This window comes from Conyzicola sp. (assembly GCF_046714715.1).
GTDB lineage: Bacteria > Actinomycetota > Actinomycetes > Actinomycetales > Microbacteriaceae > Conyzicola.
Genome location: NZ_JBKKAD010000024.1, coordinates 1 through 16,147 on the forward strand (window position 1 = coordinate 1; position 16,147 = coordinate 16,147).

Consider the following 16,147-nt stretch of genomic DNA (forward strand, 5'->3'; position numbering starts at 1 on the left):
CCGCACAGCCGCCCGCCGCGACGCCCGCGCTGGCGCCCCCGGCCACCGTGCCGACTGTGCGCGCGCTGGCGGCGACGAAGGCGACCCCTCTCGCATGGACGCTCACCGTCGCCGGCGTCACCGGCCCGCTGCGCCCCGGCCAGTCGGTCACCCTCGCCAGCAGCGGGCTCCCGGCCGGCAGCACCGTCGCCGCCGAACTGCATTCGACGCCGGTCGCCCTCGGCTCGACGACGGTCGCGGCCGACGGCACGTTCTCGCTCGACGCCATCATCCCGCTCTCCGTGGAGGCCGGCGACCACCACTTCGTCGTCTCGGTCACCGCCCCGGGCGCGGAGGCGTCCGTCACCGAGACCCCGGTCACGATCGCCGCCGAGGAGCCGGTCGTGGTCTCCGCGGCAGCCAGCGGTCCGACGGATGACACGGCCACCGCCACCTCGACGACTCGCTCGCTCGGCGCCGCTGCGCCCGTCGACCGCGACCGGCCCGGCGCCCCCAACTCCCTCAGCACCTCGCTCGCTCCGGCGTGGGAGGTGCTGTCGAGCCCCGTGGCGATCGTCTCGTCCGTCGTCGCCGGCCTGGTGTTCCTCGTGCTGGTGGCATTCCCGAGCGAGTTGCTCGGGTCGACGATCCAGCGCCGCTACCAGCTCGTGCACCGCACGGCGCAGGTGCTGCCGCCGGGCGTCGGCGTCTGGTTCGCCCGCCGGCCGGTGTTCTCGGGCGTCGGGCTCATCGCGCTCGCCACACTGATCACGGGGTTCTCCGATCCGCGATTCGGTGCCGACGCGGCATCCGTTCGCCTTCTGCTCGCCTGTTTCATCGCGGCCCTCATCGTGAGCTACGGAACCTACCTCCTGCTCGGCTGGTTCCTGAACCGCACCTGGTCGCTGCCGACCTCGCTCAACCTGCGGCCCCTCACGCTCGTCATCACCGTGATCGGCGTGGTGCTCTCGCGCGTGCTCGACTTCTCCCCCGGTTTCCTGTTCGGGCTGATGCTCGGCCTCACCTTCCCCGCCGGCACGACGCACGCCCTGCGCTCGCACGCCCGGCTGCTGCGCACGCTGCTGATCGTCGCGATCGCCGTCACGTCATGGTTCGCCTACAGCGCGCTGATCGCGGCGACCGGCGGCGCGCCGACCGACTTCGCCGGCGCCCTGCTGCAGGACACGCTCGCCGCGCTGTCGACCGAGGGGCTCACCGGCATGCTCATCGCGATGCTGCCGTTCCTCTACCTCGACGGACGCGAGATCTGGCAGCACTCGAAACGCTCCTGGGCGGTGTCGTATTCGGCGATCGTCGTCGTGTTCTTCCTGGTCGTGGCGCCGAAGCCGTCGAACTGGGGCGACCTCGGACCGAAGTACGCGACCTGGGCGATCGTGCTCGGCGTCTACGCCGCCGTCGCGCTCGCCGCGTACTACCTGCTGCACCGGTCCGAGCAGCGCGCCTCCGCCCACAGGCAGCTGCTCGACGCCTAGCCGGGTTCGCGTGCGATCATGGGCCATGCCCACCCGTCGCACCGTTCTGTTGTCGCTGGCCGTCGCCGTGCCGCCGCTCGCTCTCGCCGCCGTCGGCATCTCGCACCCGACCGACCTCAACCCCGACTCGGCGGCCTACTGGCGCGACCTGCACATCGGCATCCTCGCGGTGTTCCCCCTGCTCGGTTTCGCCCCGTGGATCGTCGTGCGCGGGCACAACCTTTGGCTCAGCTGGGCGGCCGGCGTGCTCGGAGTCCTGTACGCGTCGTTCTACACGGCTCTCGACGTGCTGGCCGGCATCGGTGCGGGGGCGCTCGAGCACGAGGGCATGCACGACGCGACCCCGGTCGCGTTCGATCTCGGCGACAGCCTCGGGCTGGTCGGCAGCGTCGCGCTCGTCGCGGCGTGCGTTCTCGCCGGCGGCTTCGCGGTTCGGATGCGAGGCATCCGTGCCCTCCCGGGCGCACTTCTCGTCGCCCTCGGCTCCGTGCTCTTCCTGTTAGAGCACATCTTCTTCCCCGTCGGCGTGCTCGGCCAGCTCTGCCTCGCCGTCGGCTGGGTGCTGCTCGTGGTGCAGATGTACCGCGACAGCCCTACGGCAGCAGCGCCAGCAGGCTCACCGCGTCGGTGACCGGCAGCGCGCACACGAAGTCGCGGCAGAGGTAGGCCGTCGATTCGCCGTCGCGCGTCACGCGCCCCTCGAACAGCTCGAACCCCGCCTCGGCGAAGGCGTGCGCCTGGTCGGGGGTGACGATGCTGACGATGGCGCCGGAACGCTGCCAGGCGAGAGCGACGGATGCCACGTCGGTGCCGTCGTCGGCGTGCCCGGTCACCACGACCAGCTGGCTCGACGCGGAGCCCAGCCCGCTCATCACGCCGAGCGCCGCGCCGAACGCGATCGGGCGCGGGGTGGCGAGCGGCGCGATCGACTCCATCGCCCCGGTGGCCGCGGTCAGGTAGCGCGTGTCTGCGCTGAGCGAGTACAGCGTGTGCGCCGCCGCGGCCATCGCGCTGATGCCGCTCGGGTAGGCGCCCTCGCTGGGGTCGCTCTCGAGCGCGAGGCGGTGGCCGGCGAGCACCGGGTCGGCACCGCCAGGCACCGCGAACACGGTCGTGGTCGCCGCCTCCAGCGTCGCATCCACCAGTTCGCGGGCCGCCACCGCGTACCGCACTTCCCCGGTCGCCAGCGCGAGTTCGAGCAGGCCGCCTGCGACCATGCCGTAGTCCTCGAGGGTCGCCCGCGCGGCCGAGACGGTGCCATCGATCGACGCGCGCACCAGCCGGTCGGCACGCACGTGCTGCTCGAGCAGGAAGTCTGCGGCCCGCTTCGCCGCCCGCACCCAGTGCGGCTGGCCGAGCCGGCTGCCGGCCGCGGCGAGCGCCTCGATGGCGAGCCCGTTCCAGCCGGTGAGCACCTTGCGGTCGAGCGCGGGCGGCGTCTGCGCGGCGCGGTCGTCGGCGTCGAGCGCGTAGTACCCGCCCTCGACCCGCACACCGTCGACCGTGCTCTCGCTGTCTTGTGCGGACGCGAATCCGCCGCCCTCCTGCTGCATCACCGTGATCAGGAACGACGCGATCCCCTCCGCGACCTTGTGGCTGCCGACCCGCGCGTAGGCGCCGAGCAGCAGGGCGTTGTCGTAGAGCATCCGTTCGTAGTGCGGGTCGGTCCAGTCGCGCATCGTGGAGTACCGGAAGAATCCGCCCTCCACGCGGTCGCGCAGGTCCGACGCCGCCATGGCCGCGAGGGTGCGTTCCGCGAGCGCTTGAGCCGCGGCATCCCCCACCGATCCGCGATCGAGCAGCAGGTCGAGCACCGTGGCGACGGGAAACTTCGGAGCCCCGCCGAACCCGCCGTGCTCGGTGTCCTCGTAGGCGGCGAGTTCCGCGACGACCGCGGCGAACTGCTCGTCTGTGGGGAGGGCGCCGGGTGTGCGGTCGCCGAGGGCCCGCAGCGCGGTGGCGATGTGGTTCGCGTTGCCCTCGACCTCGTCGCGCCGGTTGACGAACGCGTCGGAGACGGCCTCGAGAACCTGCCGGAACGCCGGATGCGGTTGAACCGGCACGGGCGGGAAGTAGGTGCCCGCGAAGAAGGCCTCCCCCGCCGGGGTGACGAACACGTTGAGGGGCCAGCCGAGGTTGGAGGTGAACGCGCTAGCGGCGGCGAGGTAGGTGGCGTCGACGTCGGGGTACTCCTCGCGGTCGACCTTGATCGCCACGAAGTTGTCGTTGAGGTAGCCGGCGACGGCGGCATCGCTGAAGCTCTCCCGCGCCATCACGTGGCACCAGTGGCAGGTCGAATAGCCGATCGACACGAGCACCGGCACCTGGCGGCGCTGCGCCTCGGTGAACGCCTCGGCGCCCCACTCGTACCAGTCGACGGGGTTGTCGGCGTGCGAGCGCAGATAGGGACTCACAGCGGAAGCTAGTCGATTCGCCATGCCGCAAGCGTAGGCTCGTTTTGTGCCTGAGACAGCCATCACCTACGTCGGCGGACCCACCGCGATTCTCGAGTATGCGGGTCTGACCATCGTCACCGATCCCACGTTCGATCCGCCGATGACCTACACCGAGCCCGGGTCGTCGACCCTCGTGAAGACGCACGGCCCCGCCGTTCCACGGCTGGATCTGCCGCCCGTCGACCTCGTGCTGCTGTCGCATCACGCCCACCGCGACAACCTCGACTACGAGGGGCTCGAACTGATCGCGTCCGGCGTTCCCACGCTCAGCACGATGCAGGCGGCGAACGACCTCTTCGGCGGCTCGGTCGTCGGGCTCGACTCGTGGGAGCAGTACACGGTGGGCGACGTCACCATCACCGCCGTCCCCGCGTTGCACGGCCCGGTCGGCAGTGAACCCCTCGTCGGCCCGGTCACCGGCTTCGTGCTGCAGGCGCCGGGCGCGCCGCTCGTCTACGTGAGCGGCGACAACGCGTCGCTGCCGCTCGTGAAGCAGATCCTCGAGCACTTCGGCGGGTTCGACATCGCGCTGCTCTTCGCCGGTGCCGCCCGCGTGCCCGCGATCGACGGCCCGCTCACGCTGACGTCGACCGACGCGTTCGAGGCCGCCCGCATCCTCGGCGTCACCTACGTGGTCGGGCTGCACACCGAGCACTGGCAGCACTTCAGCGAGACCCGCGCCCAGCTCGAGGCGGCTTTCGCCGACACCGGCCTGCTGGTGTCGACCCCGGCCGGCGAGCGGGTAGTGCTGGTTGAGTAAGGCCGTCTACGGCCCGTATCGAAACCGTCGGACGGGTTTCGATACGGTCGCAGAGCGACCTACTCAACCAGCAGTGCTCAGCGCCGCATGACCACCCGCGCCAGCTTGTTGCCGACGAGCTGCACCACCTGGATGATCACGATGATCAGGATGACCGCCGCCCACGTGACCTCGGGGTTGAACAGCCGGTAGCCGTACTGGATCGCGAAGTTACCGAGCCCGCCTCCGCCGATGAGGCCGGCGACCGCCGACATGTCGGTGACCGCGATGAAGATGAACGTGTAGCCGAGGATCAGCGGCCCGAGCGCCTCGGGCAGCAGAATCGTGAAGATGATCCGCAGCGGCGATGCGCCCACCGAGCGCGCCGCCTCGATCACGCCCGGCTGCACGGTGAGCAGGTTCTGCTCCACGATGCGGCTGATCGCGAACGTCGCCGCGAGGGCCAGGCCGAAGGTCAGCGCGTTGTTGCCGATCCCGGTGCCGACCACGATGCGCGCGAGCGGCTGCACCGCGGCGATGAAGATGATGAACGGGATGGGTCGGAAGGTGTTGACGACGAAGTTCAGCGTGCCGAACACCCATTTGTTATCGAGGATGCTCCCCCGCCGCGTCACGTACAGCCCGAGGCCGAGCACGAGCCCCGCGAGTCCGCCGAGCAGCATGGCGATGCCGACGATGTACAGCGTCTCGCCGGTGGCCACCCAGAACTTGGGCAGCAGTTCGATCAGGCGGTCCATCACTTCACCTCCGTGACGGTCGCGACGGCGCGGATTCTCTCCAGCGCGGCGTCGATGACCGCGTCGCCGCCGGTGAGCGCGAGCGTGAGGTGTCCGAACGTGCGGGCCTGCACCTCGTTGATGCCGCCGTAGACGAGCTCGAAGCCCACCTTCGATTCGCCGAGGGTGAGGAAGACGGCCGACTGGGACGTGTCGCCGTCGGCGAACGAGAACGTGACGATGCGGCCCGGATGTCTCGCCCGAAGCCCCTCGAGCGCGGCGCCCTCCGGCACCGAGGTCACGATGGTCGACACGAATCTCTTCGTCGCCTCCGCCTGGGGTGCCGCGAAGATGTCGAACACGTCGCCGCGTTCGACAATACGGCCGTTCTCCATCACGGCCACCTTGTGCGCGATCGAGCGGATGACCTCCATCTCGTGGGTGATCACCACGATCGTGACGCCGAACTCCTCGTTCACCCGCTTGAGCAGCGCGAGCACCTCGCGTGTGGTCTCCGGGTCGAGTGCGCTCGTGGCCTCGTCGGCGAGCAGGATGGCGGGCGACGTCGCGAGCGCGCGGGCGATGCCGACGCGCTGCTTCTGGCCGCCGGAGAGCTGGTCGGGGTAGGCGTGCGCCTGGTCGACGAGGCCGACGAAGTGCAGCAGCTGGGAGATGCGGGCCTGGTGCTGGGCCTTCGGGATGCCGGCCACGGTGAGCGGGTACTCGATGTTGCCCCACACCGTGCGGGAGTTGAACAGGTTGAACTGCTGGAAGACCATGCCGATGCCGAGGCGCAGGTCGCGCAGTTGGGACTCGCGCAGCCCGCTTACCTCGACGTCGTTCACGGTGACGGTGCCCGAGGTCGGCTTCTCGAGGGCGTTGATGAGCCGCACGAGCGTGCTCTTGCCGGCACCGGAGTATCCGATGATGCCGAAGACGTCACCCTTCTCGATCTCCAGGGTGACGCCGTCGAGGGCGGCGGACGGGGTTTCGCCTTTGCTGCGCGCGGGGAACACCTTCGTGACATCCGCGATTTCGATCATGGCCATGCTGGTGCCTCCTCGGCAAACGACGGAATGCCGACGGACCCGAGTCCGCCGGCATTCCGCGGGTGCTGCTACTGGGTTGCCGCGTACGATTCCTGCACCGTGGCGAGCGACTCCTCGAGCTCGCTCACCGGCGTCGTGACGAGAACGGCGGTTCCGCCCGAGACCTCGAGCACGCCGTCGGTCACGGCCTGGGTGTTCTGGAAGATGTCGACGAGCTCGAGCAGAACCTCGTCGTCTTTGTCTTCGTCGCGGGCCGCGAAGATGTTGATGTACGGCTGCGCGCTGGGGTCGGCCGGGTCGTCGGTGGCGAGGGCGTCCTCGAAGCTCAGGTTCGCGTCTTCGACGAAGTCGTTGTTGATGATCGCGGCGGCGACGTCGGGCAGCGAGGTCGGGGTGAGGGCGGCCTCGAGCGTGATGACCTCGACCTTCGACGTGTCGAGCACGTCGTCGACGGTGGAGAACGGGCTTCCGCCGCCTTCGAGCTCGATGAGGCCGGCGGCCTGCAGCACGAGAAGGCCACGGGCGAGGTTGCTCGCGTCGCTCGGCACCGCGACGGTCTCGCCGTCCTGGATGTCGTCGAGCGAGGTGTACTTGGTCGAGTACAGGCCGAGCGGGTAGATCGCGGTGGCGCCGACGGGCGTCAGGTCCTGGCCGGCCGACTCGTTGTACTGGGCCAGGTAGATGATGTGCTGGAACTGGTTCAGGTCGAGGTCGCCCTCGCTGAGCGCCGGGTTCGGCTGCGCGTAGTCGGTGAAGTCGACGATCTCGACCGAGATGCCCGCGTCGGCCGCGGCATCCTTGTAGACCTCCCAGTAGGGGTCGCTCGCGCCCACGACTCCGATCTTCACGGGCTCGTCGGGCGAACCCCGGCCCTCGGTGATGGCGCCGTCGCCCGCGGCGGACCCGGCGGCGTCGGAGGAGTCAGATCCGGATGACACGGCGAACGAGATGGCGACGACGATCGCGATCACGGCGACGATCGCGATGGCGATCAGGGCGTACAGGCGACCGCGCTTCTTAGGCGGAGCGACGAGGGGCGTCTGGTCAGACATGGGTGGTTCCTTACGAGAGGGGATGCTGTGTGCATCCAGACTCGCAAGAAAGCCCGGTGCGGGCGATTCGGGCCGTCACATAGTGAAACAGCTGATTGAGTAGGCCGCCCGCGGCCGTATCGAAATCCCTCGCGGGGTTTCGATACGGTCGCTGCGCGACCTACTCAACCGGCAGGGTGACGTGCCGCTCGTCGGGACCCACGTACTCGCTCAGCGGGCGGATCAGCGCGTTCGACTCCAGCTGCTCCATGATGTGCGCCGTCCAGCCGGTGATGCGGGCCGCGACGAAGAGCGGCGTGAACGTCGCGGTGTCGAACCCCATGAGGTGGTACGCCGGTCCGCTCGGATAGTCGAGGTTCGGCTTGATGTTCTTGCGCTCCCCCATCGCCGTCTCGAGCGCGTCGTACAGTTCGCCGAGGTCGGGGCGGTCGTACTCGGCCACGAGCGTGTCGAGCGCCGCCTTCATGGTCGGAACCCGCGAGTCGCCGTTCTTGTAGACGCGGTGGCCGAAGCCCATGATCTTGCGCTTCTCGGCGAGCGCCGTGTCGAGCCACTGGCCGGCGCGGTCGGCGCTCTCTATCTCGTCGAAGACGTGCATCACCGCCTCGTTCGCGCCGCCGTGCAGCGCGCCCTTCAGCGCGCCGACGGCGCCGGTGACCGCGGAGTACAGGTCGGCGAGCGTCGACGTGATTACGCGGGCGGTGAAGGTGGACGCGTTGAACGAGTGCTCGGCGTAGAGGATCATCGACACGTCGAAGGCGTCGACCACGACGAGGTCGGGCACGTCGCCGAACGTCATGTGCAGGAAGTTGGCGGAGTACCCGAGGTCGTCACGCGGCTCCACGAGGTGTTCTCTGCGGCGTCGTCGCTGGTCGTAGGCCACGATCGCGGGAAGCTGAGCGAACAGAGCCACCGACTTGCGCAGGTTGTCCTCGGGGGTCGACACCGCGGCATCCGGATCTCGCGCACCGATCACGCTCACCGCGGTGCGCACGACGTCCATCGGGTGGGCGGTCGTCGGCAGCTCGTCGATGACGGCCTTGACCACGGGGTCGAGGTGACGCAGCGAACGCTCGAGGGTCTCGAACTCGGCGAGCTGAGCCGGGTCGGGCAGTTCGCCGTGCCAGAGCAGGTACGCGACCTCCTCGAAGGTGCACTTCTCGGCGAGTTCCTGCACGGGATAGCCGCGGTAGAGCAGCGAGTTGGTCTCGGGGTTCACCTTCGACACCGCCGTCGTGTCGACGACGACCCCGGCCAGTCCCTTGCGAATCTCTGTGTCGCTCATAACGCTCCTTCGCGAATGTCGTGTCAGCTAAAGCTAGTCAACGATTGCCGTCGAGGGTGAAGTTGAAGACCGAGGTGTCGAACGAACCGTAGCTCTGATAGTCGAGCAGCTCGTACAGGCGGGCGCGGGTCTGCATCTCGGGCACGCGGCTGGTCAGGCTGCCCTCGGCGAGGATGGTGTCGAGTCCGCGCTCGGCGGCCCCCATCGCCAGTCGCAGCAGACTCACCGGGTAGATGACGATGTTGACGCCCACGTCGGCGAGCTGCTGGTTGGTGAACAGCTCGCTCTTACCGAACTCGGTCATGTTCGCGAGGATCGGCACGTCGACGGCGGCGCGCACCGCCTCGAACTCGGCGAGGTCGACCATCGCCTCGGGGAAGATCGCGTCGGCACCGGCGTCGACGAGCGCCTTGGCCCGGTCGATCGCGGAGTTCAGGCCGTCGAGAGCCCGGATGTCTGTACGGGCCATGATCAACAGGTTCGCATCCCGGCGAGCGCTCACCGCGGCCTTGATGCGCTGGATCGCCGTGTTCTCGTCGACCACGGCCTTGCCGTCGAGGTGACCGCAGCGCTTCGGGTTCACCTGGTCCTCGATGTGCAGGCCGGCGACACCGGCGTCTTCGAGCTGCTGCACCGTGCGGGCGACGTTCATCGGCTCGCCGAAACCGGTGTCGGCGTCGACGAGAGACGGCAGGTCGCTCATGCGCGCGATCTGGGCGGCGCGGCCGGCGACCTCGGTGAGCGTGGTGAGGCCGATGTCGGGCAGGCCGAGGTCGGCGCTGATCACGGCGCCGGAGATGTAGACCCCCTCGAAGCCCTTCTCGGCGATGAGCCGTGCGCTGAGCGGATTGAACGCGCCCGGGAAGCGCAGCAGCTCGCCGCCTGCGAGGGCCGTGCGCAGGGCAGCGCGCTTGTCGGCGGGGGTGACGGTGGAGTACAGCATCAGAAGAGTCCCTTCGGGCCGGCGGGCAGGCCCGCGGCGGTGACGGTGAGGCCGGCGAGCTCGTCGGCGGTGAGTTCGGGCAGGCGCTGCACGAGCTCGAGGAAGCGCTCGATCTCGGTCGGCTCGAGCACGCCCTCGGCGAGCGCGCGGAACTTGGCGACGTACTGTTCGCGCGCGAACGGGCGCGCCCCGAGCGGGTGCGCATCCGCCACGGCTATTTCGTCGACGATCACCGTGCCGTCCGTCAGCTCGATCTCCACGCGCCCGCCGAACGCCTTCTCGGCCGGGTCGTTCGAGTGGTAGCGGCGCGTCCACTCGGCGTCCTCCTGCGTCGTGACCCTGTTCCAGAGCGCGACGGTGTCGGGGCGGGCCGCGCGCTCGGGGGCGTACGAGCGCTCGTGGTGCCACTCGCCGTCCTGCAGCGCGACCGTGAAGATGTACGGGATCGAGTGGTCGAGGGTCTCGCGGCTCGCGGCCTTGTCGTACTTCTGCGGGTCGTTCGCGCCGGATCCGATGACGAAGTGGGTGTGGTGGCTGGTGTGCAGCACGATCTTCGCGATCGCGGTCGTTCCCTGAGCCTGTCGAAGGGCCGGATGCTTCGTTCCGAGCGCCCGCGCGAGGTCGATCCACGCCTGCGCCTGGTACTCGGCCGAGTGCTCCTTCGTGTAGCTGTCGAGGATGGCACGCTTCGGCTCGCCTCTCTCGGGGAGCGGCACCTCGTAGGCGGCGTTCTTGCCGTCGAGCAGCCAGGCGATCACGCCGTCTTCGCCCTCGTAGATGGGGGTCGGGCTGGTCTGCCCGCGCATCGCCCGGTCGACCGCCTCGACGGCCATCTTGCCCGCGAAGGCAGGGGCGTGCGCCTTCCACGTGGAGATCTCGCCCTTGCGCGACTGGCGGGTGGCCGTCGTGGTGTGCAGCGCCTGGCCGACCGCCTGGAAGATCGTCTCGACCGGCAGGCCGAGCAGGGTGCCGATGCCGGCGGCGGCGCTCGGGCCGAGGTGCGCGACGTGGTCGATCTTGTGGGCGTGCAGGCTGATCGCCTTGACCAGGTCGATCTGGATCTCGTAGCCGGTGGCGATCGCGCGGATCAGCTCGGCGCCCGACCGTCCCGCGTGCTGGGCGACGGCGAGGATCGGCGGGATGTTGTCTCCCGGATGCGAGTACTCGGCCGCGAGGAACGTGTCGTGGTAGTCGAGCTCACGCACGGCGACGCCGTTCGCCCAGGCCGCCCACTCGGGCTGGTAGCGGCCCTCGACGCCGAAGACGGTGGAGCCGTTGGTCTCGATACGCGGGCTCGTTCCACGCTCGCTACTCGACCGGCTGGATTGCGCCCGGTCCTGCGCCTGCGCGCGCGCCGCCACCGCGGGGGCGCGGGTGAGGCTCGCGGTGGCGACCGCGGCGTTGTCGATGATGCGGTTGATGATCATGTCGGTGACCTCGTCGGTCACGGCCACGGGGTCGGCGGCGACCTCGGCGATCTTCCAGGCCAGCTGCTGTTCGCGCGGCAGGTTCTCGTCGCTCGCGTAGACGCGCACGGGGTGGAGCTTCATAGGGTGTTCCCTTCGATCGAACCGAGGATGTTCTTGAGACTGCGGTACAGGTGCACCTGGGTGGCGTGGGCGGCGAGCGATTCGGAGCCGTCGACGATCGCGTCGACGATGACGAGGTGTTCGCGGGCCGCCTCGCGTAGGCGCTCCGGGTCGTCGTGGGAGAGTCGACGGATGCGCGCGACGTGCGTTCGCACCCCGGCGAGCGTGGAGACGAGCAGCGGGTTGTGCGTCGCCTCGTCGATGGCCGCGTCGAGACGTGCGACGAGCTCGTAGTAGTCGTGGCGCGCGGGGTCGTCGTCGTCGAGCAGCTCGTGCGCGCGCTCGAACTCGTCGCGCAGTCTCTCGAACACGGCGGGGTCGCGGCGGCGGGCGGCGAGGCGGGCGGCCTGCTCCTCGAGGGCGCCGCGCACCTCGAACAGCTCGGAGATGCGCCCGAGGTCGACGTCGGTGACGACGACGCCGCGGCCCGAGTGCGACGACACGAGCCCGTCGGTGTTCAGCCGGGCGAGGGCCTCGCGCAACGGAGTGCGGGAGACGCCGAGACGAGTCGACTGCTCGACCTCGGCGAGCACGGCCCCAGGCTCGAGCTGGCCGTCGAGAATCTCTTCCCGCAGAGCGGAGTACGCCCGTTCGCTCGCGCGCATCCTGCCTCCCGCCCTCGGACTGTGTATACACAGGATAGTTCGTTGCGGCGCGAAAGGCGACATTCTTCGTCTCGTGTATGCATCACCAGTGCCCTCTCCGCCCTTTCCGCTCCCCGGTTTTTGGGCGGCGAACGCGCGGCGACACGAGCCATGGTGCCTCGTCGTTTGCCTCATACGTGCCGATGCGTTGCTTCCACAGGCTCTTGAGGTGCCTGACTTCGGCATCCAACCTGCGCCAGACGGCATCCTCGAGGTGGTAGAACCGCGTGGCCTCTTCCTGCCGATAGTCGACCCAGCCGTTCTCGCGCAGGATGCGGAGGTGGTTCTGCATCGCTCCTCGCGTCACCCCGAACTCGCTGGTGATCACCTCGGCGAGGTTTGTCGACGTATGTTCCCCCGATGCGAGCACCTCGACTATGCGGCGACGGATCGGCTCGGACATGATCTGGAAGGGGTTCACCCAGCCGGTCTACTGCCGGCGCGGAAGCCGGGTGTCCGCTGACTCCAATCAGCGTGAAGGTCGCGACCGGCGGAGGCTGTGAGGGAGTCCTGCGCCCGGAAACATATCGGGTTCTCGAAAACGGTGGTTCAGTTCGCGCTGAATATCAACACGAACTGAACCATTGTTTTCGAGACTGTCGATAGATGTCAGCGCCGCTGGTTGAGCAGGTCGCCCAGCGACCGTATCGAGACCCGCGCCGCCAGCTCCAGCACCGCCCGCGCTACGCGGTCGTTCTCGCGGAAGGAGACCGCGTTGGTGCCCGGGCGGGAGAAGGCTCCGACGAACGGGGCGTTCGTGTAGGGGCCGATCGCGAAGCGGCGGGGGTGCGGCGAGCCGTCCGGCCTCAGCAGCCGAGCATCGCCCGGCCGCACCCTCAGCCGACCCGTCGACCCGCTGAACTCGGCGTCGGAGACGAGCTCCTCGCATCCGGCCCCCGACTCGATCAGCGAACGCAACGCGGCGCTGTCGCTCGTGCGCACCGACGTGGGCGGCAGGCGGGCGTCGACTAGCGCCCGGGCACGCACCTCGCCGTCGACGATCGGCGACGACGCGGCGAAATATCCGGCGGCGTCGGCGCGCACTTCCAGGTCGGGGCCGAGGAACTCGACGACGCCGGCACGCGACAGCGCGAGCAGTTCGTCGAGGCGGTGCGCGGGCGGTCCGCTCGCCACGAAGCTGAAGAAGTTCTGCCACCACTCGGGGAGGTCGCGGGCGCGGGAGCGGGCCGTCCACTTCGGGGAGTCGACGATCGAGCCGAGGTCGAACAGCACGTACAACAGCGACGTGAAGAGTCCGAGCGTCGCACTGTGCTCGGGTGCGCTGCGGGCGTGCAGGTCGAGCCCGATGTAGTAGCGCAACGTGTTCTGCAACTCGTCACGGCCGTCCACCCGCAGCCCGGCGAGCGGCCGGTCGAACGTCGCCAGGTCGAGGCGGTCGACCGGGTTGGGTACGGCGGCGTCGACCTCCGCCCGCAGTCGCGGGCTATCCCAGCGGTAGCGGTCGAGAACCGGCACGAACGCGTCCCACGCGACCCGCACCCGGTCGGGATGGCCGACGAACAGCTCGTGGTAGTAGCCCCACTGCAGCTCGGCGGCGATCAGCGGCCAGACGTCGGCCCGGAAGTCGAGCGAGTGACGCGAGTCGGCCAGCTCCCGCGCGATCGCGGCGCTGAAGTACCGCGGCTCGGGTCGCGGGGCCGCCAACGCCGAGCTGATCTTCGAGTGGTACGGAACGCCGCGCCGCGACCCCAGCAGCAGGTGCGGTTCACGGCCGCTCGGCCGGTAGTCCAGCTGGCCGGGCAGCGAGACCGACGGCGAGAAGCTGCCGCCGCGCCCCTCGGTGAGCAGCACGGTGAGGTCGACCGCCGCGAGGCCCATGCCGCGCACGATCACCGGTTCGCCGGGCCGGATCGCCGAGGTGTCGCTGTCGGCGGTGAAGTCGGGCGCGACATACAGCAGGTCGTGCAGCGCGGCGAACTCGGCGAGCGCCGCGTGCTCGCCGGCGGGCGTCGCGCCGGTGTGACCCAGCGCGTACAGCACGAGGTCGACGTCGAGGGTGGCGCCCGTGTCGAGCCACACGGTCTGGCGGTCGTCGTCCGTGTCATCCACTCGGATGCAGCGTGCCTCGTGCACCTCGACGGTCGCGGGCAGCGCGGCCACCGCCCGGCGGTAGAACCAGCCGAGGTACTCGCTCTGCAGCCTGCGGGTCGGGAACGAGTCGGCGGCCAGGTGTTCCAGCTCGTGCGCCACGCCGGGGTCGGCGAGATCGAGGTCGATCACGCCCGAGCGCACCTGCTCGGCCCACTCGATGAGCGACGGTCCCGGCCACACCGGCCCCTCGATCGTCGACGAGGAGTCGGTGAACATCGTCACGTCGCGCGCCATCGAGTTGAGCTTGAGCAGCGGCGACTGCGCGGCCCGCCAGATGCGCCCGGCGCCCGGCGGGTGCGGGTCGACGAGGTGCACGACGAGCGGCACGCCGGTGCCCAGCTCGGGCAGGTTCGCGGCGAGGCGTTCGAGAAATCCGACACCCCGGGGGCCGGCGCCGATCACGGCGAGCTGGATTGACATGCCCCAACCGTTGCTGCGAACGCGAGCCACAGCCACGAACATGACGTCGCGTGACGTGATGACGAAGTGTGAAGCGGGTTTGTTGTCGCGCCGTTTCGCCCCGACCTAGGTTCGGGAAATCGCGGGGCATCCGGTTCCGCTCGAATCACCGGCAGGAGCACTCATGGGCATCGAATTCCTCGGCATCGCGGGCCTCAACGACGGCGGCGAGACGCAGGCGCGTTCCGGCACCAGTTTCGACAAGGACTACACCCTGCGCTTCGCCCGCGCCCACGAAGACAACGGCTGGGACCGCATCCTCTTCGCCTACCACTCCGGCTCCCCCGACCCGTCGACGGCGGCCGCCTACATCGCCAGCAAGCTCGACCATCTCAAGATCCTGCTGGCGCACCGCCCCAACGTCTCGTACCCGACCTACGCTGCGAAGGTCTTCGCGACCCTCGACCAGATCAGCGACGGCCGCCTCAACGTGCACTTCATCACCGGCGGGTCGACCGCCGACCAGGCCGCCGAGGGCGACTTCCTCACGAAGGACGAGCGCTACGCCCGCACCGGCGAGTACATCCGCATCGTGAAGCAGGCGTGGACGAGCCGCGAACCCTTCAGCTTCGACGGCGAGCACTACCGGTTCGAGAACTTCGTCAGCGACATCTGGCCGGCGGCGAACCGGCAGCGCCCGGAGGTGTCGTTCGGCGGCTCCTCCCCCGCCGCCTACGCGATCGGCGCCGCCGAGGCCGACATCTACGCGGTGTGGGGCGAGCCGCTCGCGAATACCGCGGAGCAGATCAAGACGATCACGGATGCGGCCCACGCCGCCGGCCGCGAGCAGCGCCCGAAGATCCAGGTGGCGTTCCGCCCCATCATCGCGGCCACCGAGGAACTGGCGTGGCAGAAGGCGCACGACATCCTGGCCAAGATCGAGCGGCGCACGGCGGGGGCGGCGCCGAGCAGCTTCATCGGCGACCTGAAGAACCCCGAGAACGCGGGCTCGCAGCGCCTGCTCTCGATCGCCGAGCAGGGCGACCGCTACGACCGCGCCCTGTGGACCAAGCCGGCCGCCGTCAGCGGCGGCCGCGGCAACTCGAACGCCCTCGTCGGCACCCCCGAAACCGTCGCCGCGGCGCTGCTCGACTACGTCGACCTGGGCGTCGACATCCTCAGCGCCCGTGGCTACGACTTCGTCAACGACACGATCGACTTCGGCCGGTACGTCATCCCGATCGTGCGCGAGGAGGTGGCGCGCCGCGACGCCGCCGCCGCGAAGACCGCCGCCGCGGCATCCGACGACCTGCAGCGACGGGCCCACCATGACGCGGCTTGAGCCGATCACGGTCCCCCGACACGCGACACCCCTCGACCCGCAGGCCAGCATCGTGCTTGCCGACCTCGAGCGCGAGTACGACGCGCGCTACGGCGACCTGTTCGGCGAGCCGGCGTCGACCGAGATCAACCGGTACCCGGCCGAGGTGTTCAGCGCTCCGGCCGGAACGTTCCTGCTGGTCGAGACCGCCGGGCAGGTGGTCGCGGCCGGCGCGTTTATGACGATCGACGCGTCCACGGTCGAGGTCAAGCGCATGTGGACCCACGCCGACCACCGCGGGCGCGGCCTGGCGAAGCTCGTGCTCGCCGAACTCGAGGCCGAGGCCCGT

General features: G+C 69.7%; 15 protein-coding genes. 5 read left to right on the forward strand and 10 right to left on the reverse strand.

The window, feature by feature from the left end:
* A partial coding sequence (locus tag ACLQ6X_RS02340) for a hypothetical protein (protein WP_411698557.1) occupies nt 1-1,472 on the forward strand: 1,472 nt, incomplete at its 5' end.
* Nucleotides 1,473-1,497: 25 nt separating this feature from the next.
* Nucleotides 1,498-2,103, forward strand: coding sequence for a hypothetical protein (locus ACLQ6X_RS02345; RefSeq protein WP_411698558.1), 606 nt, complete (start codon nt 1,498-1,500; stop codon nt 2,101-2,103).
* Here ACLQ6X_RS02345 and ACLQ6X_RS02350 read toward each other — a convergent pair.
* Nucleotides 2,066-3,949, reverse strand: a complete 1,884-nt coding sequence (locus tag ACLQ6X_RS02350) for a thioredoxin domain-containing protein (RefSeq protein ID WP_411698559.1) — start codon at nt 3,947-3,949, stop codon at nt 2,066-2,068. The two genes, ACLQ6X_RS02345 and ACLQ6X_RS02350, sit on opposite strands and share 38 nt — an antisense overlap.
* Between ACLQ6X_RS02350 and ACLQ6X_RS02355 the strand changes: the two genes are divergently transcribed.
* The gene (locus ACLQ6X_RS02355) at nt 3,933-4,688 is read left to right on the forward strand and encodes an MBL fold metallo-hydrolase (RefSeq protein WP_411698560.1); all 756 of its coding nucleotides are present in this window, start codon (nt 3,933-3,935) and stop codon (nt 4,686-4,688) included. The genes ACLQ6X_RS02350 and ACLQ6X_RS02355 overlap by 17 nt on opposite strands.
* A 77-nt stretch (nt 4,689-4,765) precedes the next feature.
* On the opposite strand, the gene ACLQ6X_RS02360 is transcribed toward ACLQ6X_RS02355, so the two are convergent.
* The 9 genes from ACLQ6X_RS02360 to ACLQ6X_RS02400 form a co-directional block, all read right to left on the reverse strand.
* Nucleotides 4,766-5,425, reverse strand: a complete 660-nt coding sequence (locus tag ACLQ6X_RS02360; RefSeq protein ID WP_411698561.1) for a methionine ABC transporter permease — start codon at nt 5,423-5,425, stop codon at nt 4,766-4,768.
* Complete coding sequence (locus tag ACLQ6X_RS02365; protein ID WP_411698562.1) at nt 5,425-6,453, reverse strand: methionine ABC transporter ATP-binding protein; 1,029 nt, start codon at nt 6,451-6,453, stop codon at nt 5,425-5,427. The genes ACLQ6X_RS02360 and ACLQ6X_RS02365 overlap by 1 nt, the downstream gene beginning before the upstream one ends.
* 68 nt (nt 6,454-6,521) lie before the next feature.
* On the reverse strand, nt 6,522-7,505 hold the full coding sequence (locus ACLQ6X_RS02370; RefSeq protein ID WP_411698563.1) for a MetQ/NlpA family ABC transporter substrate-binding protein: 984 nt from the start codon (nt 7,503-7,505) through the stop codon (nt 6,522-6,524).
* 160 nt (nt 7,506-7,665) lie between these two features.
* Nucleotides 7,666-8,790 carry a bifunctional 2-methylcitrate synthase/citrate synthase gene (locus tag ACLQ6X_RS02375; RefSeq protein WP_411698564.1) on the reverse strand — a complete coding sequence of 375 codons (1,125 nt, stop codon included), beginning with the start codon at nt 8,788-8,790 and terminating at the stop codon, nt 7,666-7,668.
* 37 nt (nt 8,791-8,827) lie between these two features.
* Nucleotides 8,828-9,733, reverse strand: a complete 906-nt coding sequence (gene prpB / locus ACLQ6X_RS02380; protein WP_411698565.1) for a methylisocitrate lyase — start codon at nt 9,731-9,733, stop codon at nt 8,828-8,830.
* The gene (locus ACLQ6X_RS02385) at nt 9,733-11,283 is read right to left on the reverse strand and encodes an MmgE/PrpD family protein (RefSeq protein ID WP_411698566.1); all 1,551 of its coding nucleotides are present in this window, start codon (nt 11,281-11,283) and stop codon (nt 9,733-9,735) included. Before ACLQ6X_RS02385 ends, prpB begins: the two co-directional genes overlap by 1 nt.
* A complete protein-coding gene (locus tag ACLQ6X_RS02390) occupies nt 11,280-11,927 on the reverse strand; it encodes a GntR family transcriptional regulator (RefSeq protein ID WP_411698567.1) in 648 nt (215 codons plus the stop codon). Before ACLQ6X_RS02390 ends, ACLQ6X_RS02385 begins: the two co-directional genes overlap by 4 nt.
* Nucleotides 11,928-12,009: 82 nt before the next feature.
* Nucleotides 12,010-12,387: an ArsR/SmtB family transcription factor gene (locus tag ACLQ6X_RS02395; protein WP_411698568.1), complete on the reverse strand. Its 378-nt coding sequence runs from the start codon at nt 12,385-12,387 to the stop codon at nt 12,010-12,012.
* Between the two features lie 188 nt (nt 12,388-12,575).
* Complete coding sequence (locus tag ACLQ6X_RS02400) at nt 12,576-14,498, reverse strand: FAD/NAD(P)-binding protein (RefSeq protein WP_411698569.1); 1,923 nt, start codon at nt 14,496-14,498, stop codon at nt 12,576-12,578.
* A gap of 163 nt (nt 14,499-14,661) precedes the next feature.
* On the opposite strand from ACLQ6X_RS02400, the gene ACLQ6X_RS02405 reads away from it, so the two are divergent.
* Together ACLQ6X_RS02405 and ACLQ6X_RS02410 are read left to right on the forward strand one after the other, a co-directional pair.
* Nucleotides 14,662-15,819 (forward strand): LLM class flavin-dependent oxidoreductase, encoded by a 1,158-nt coding sequence (locus tag ACLQ6X_RS02405; protein WP_411698570.1) that lies wholly within the window; start codon nt 14,662-14,664, stop codon nt 15,817-15,819.
* Nucleotides 15,806-16,147 (forward strand): GNAT family N-acetyltransferase (locus ACLQ6X_RS02410; protein ID WP_411698571.1); only part of this gene is annotated, 342 nt, incomplete at its 3' end. The genes ACLQ6X_RS02405 and ACLQ6X_RS02410, both read left to right, overlap by 14 nt.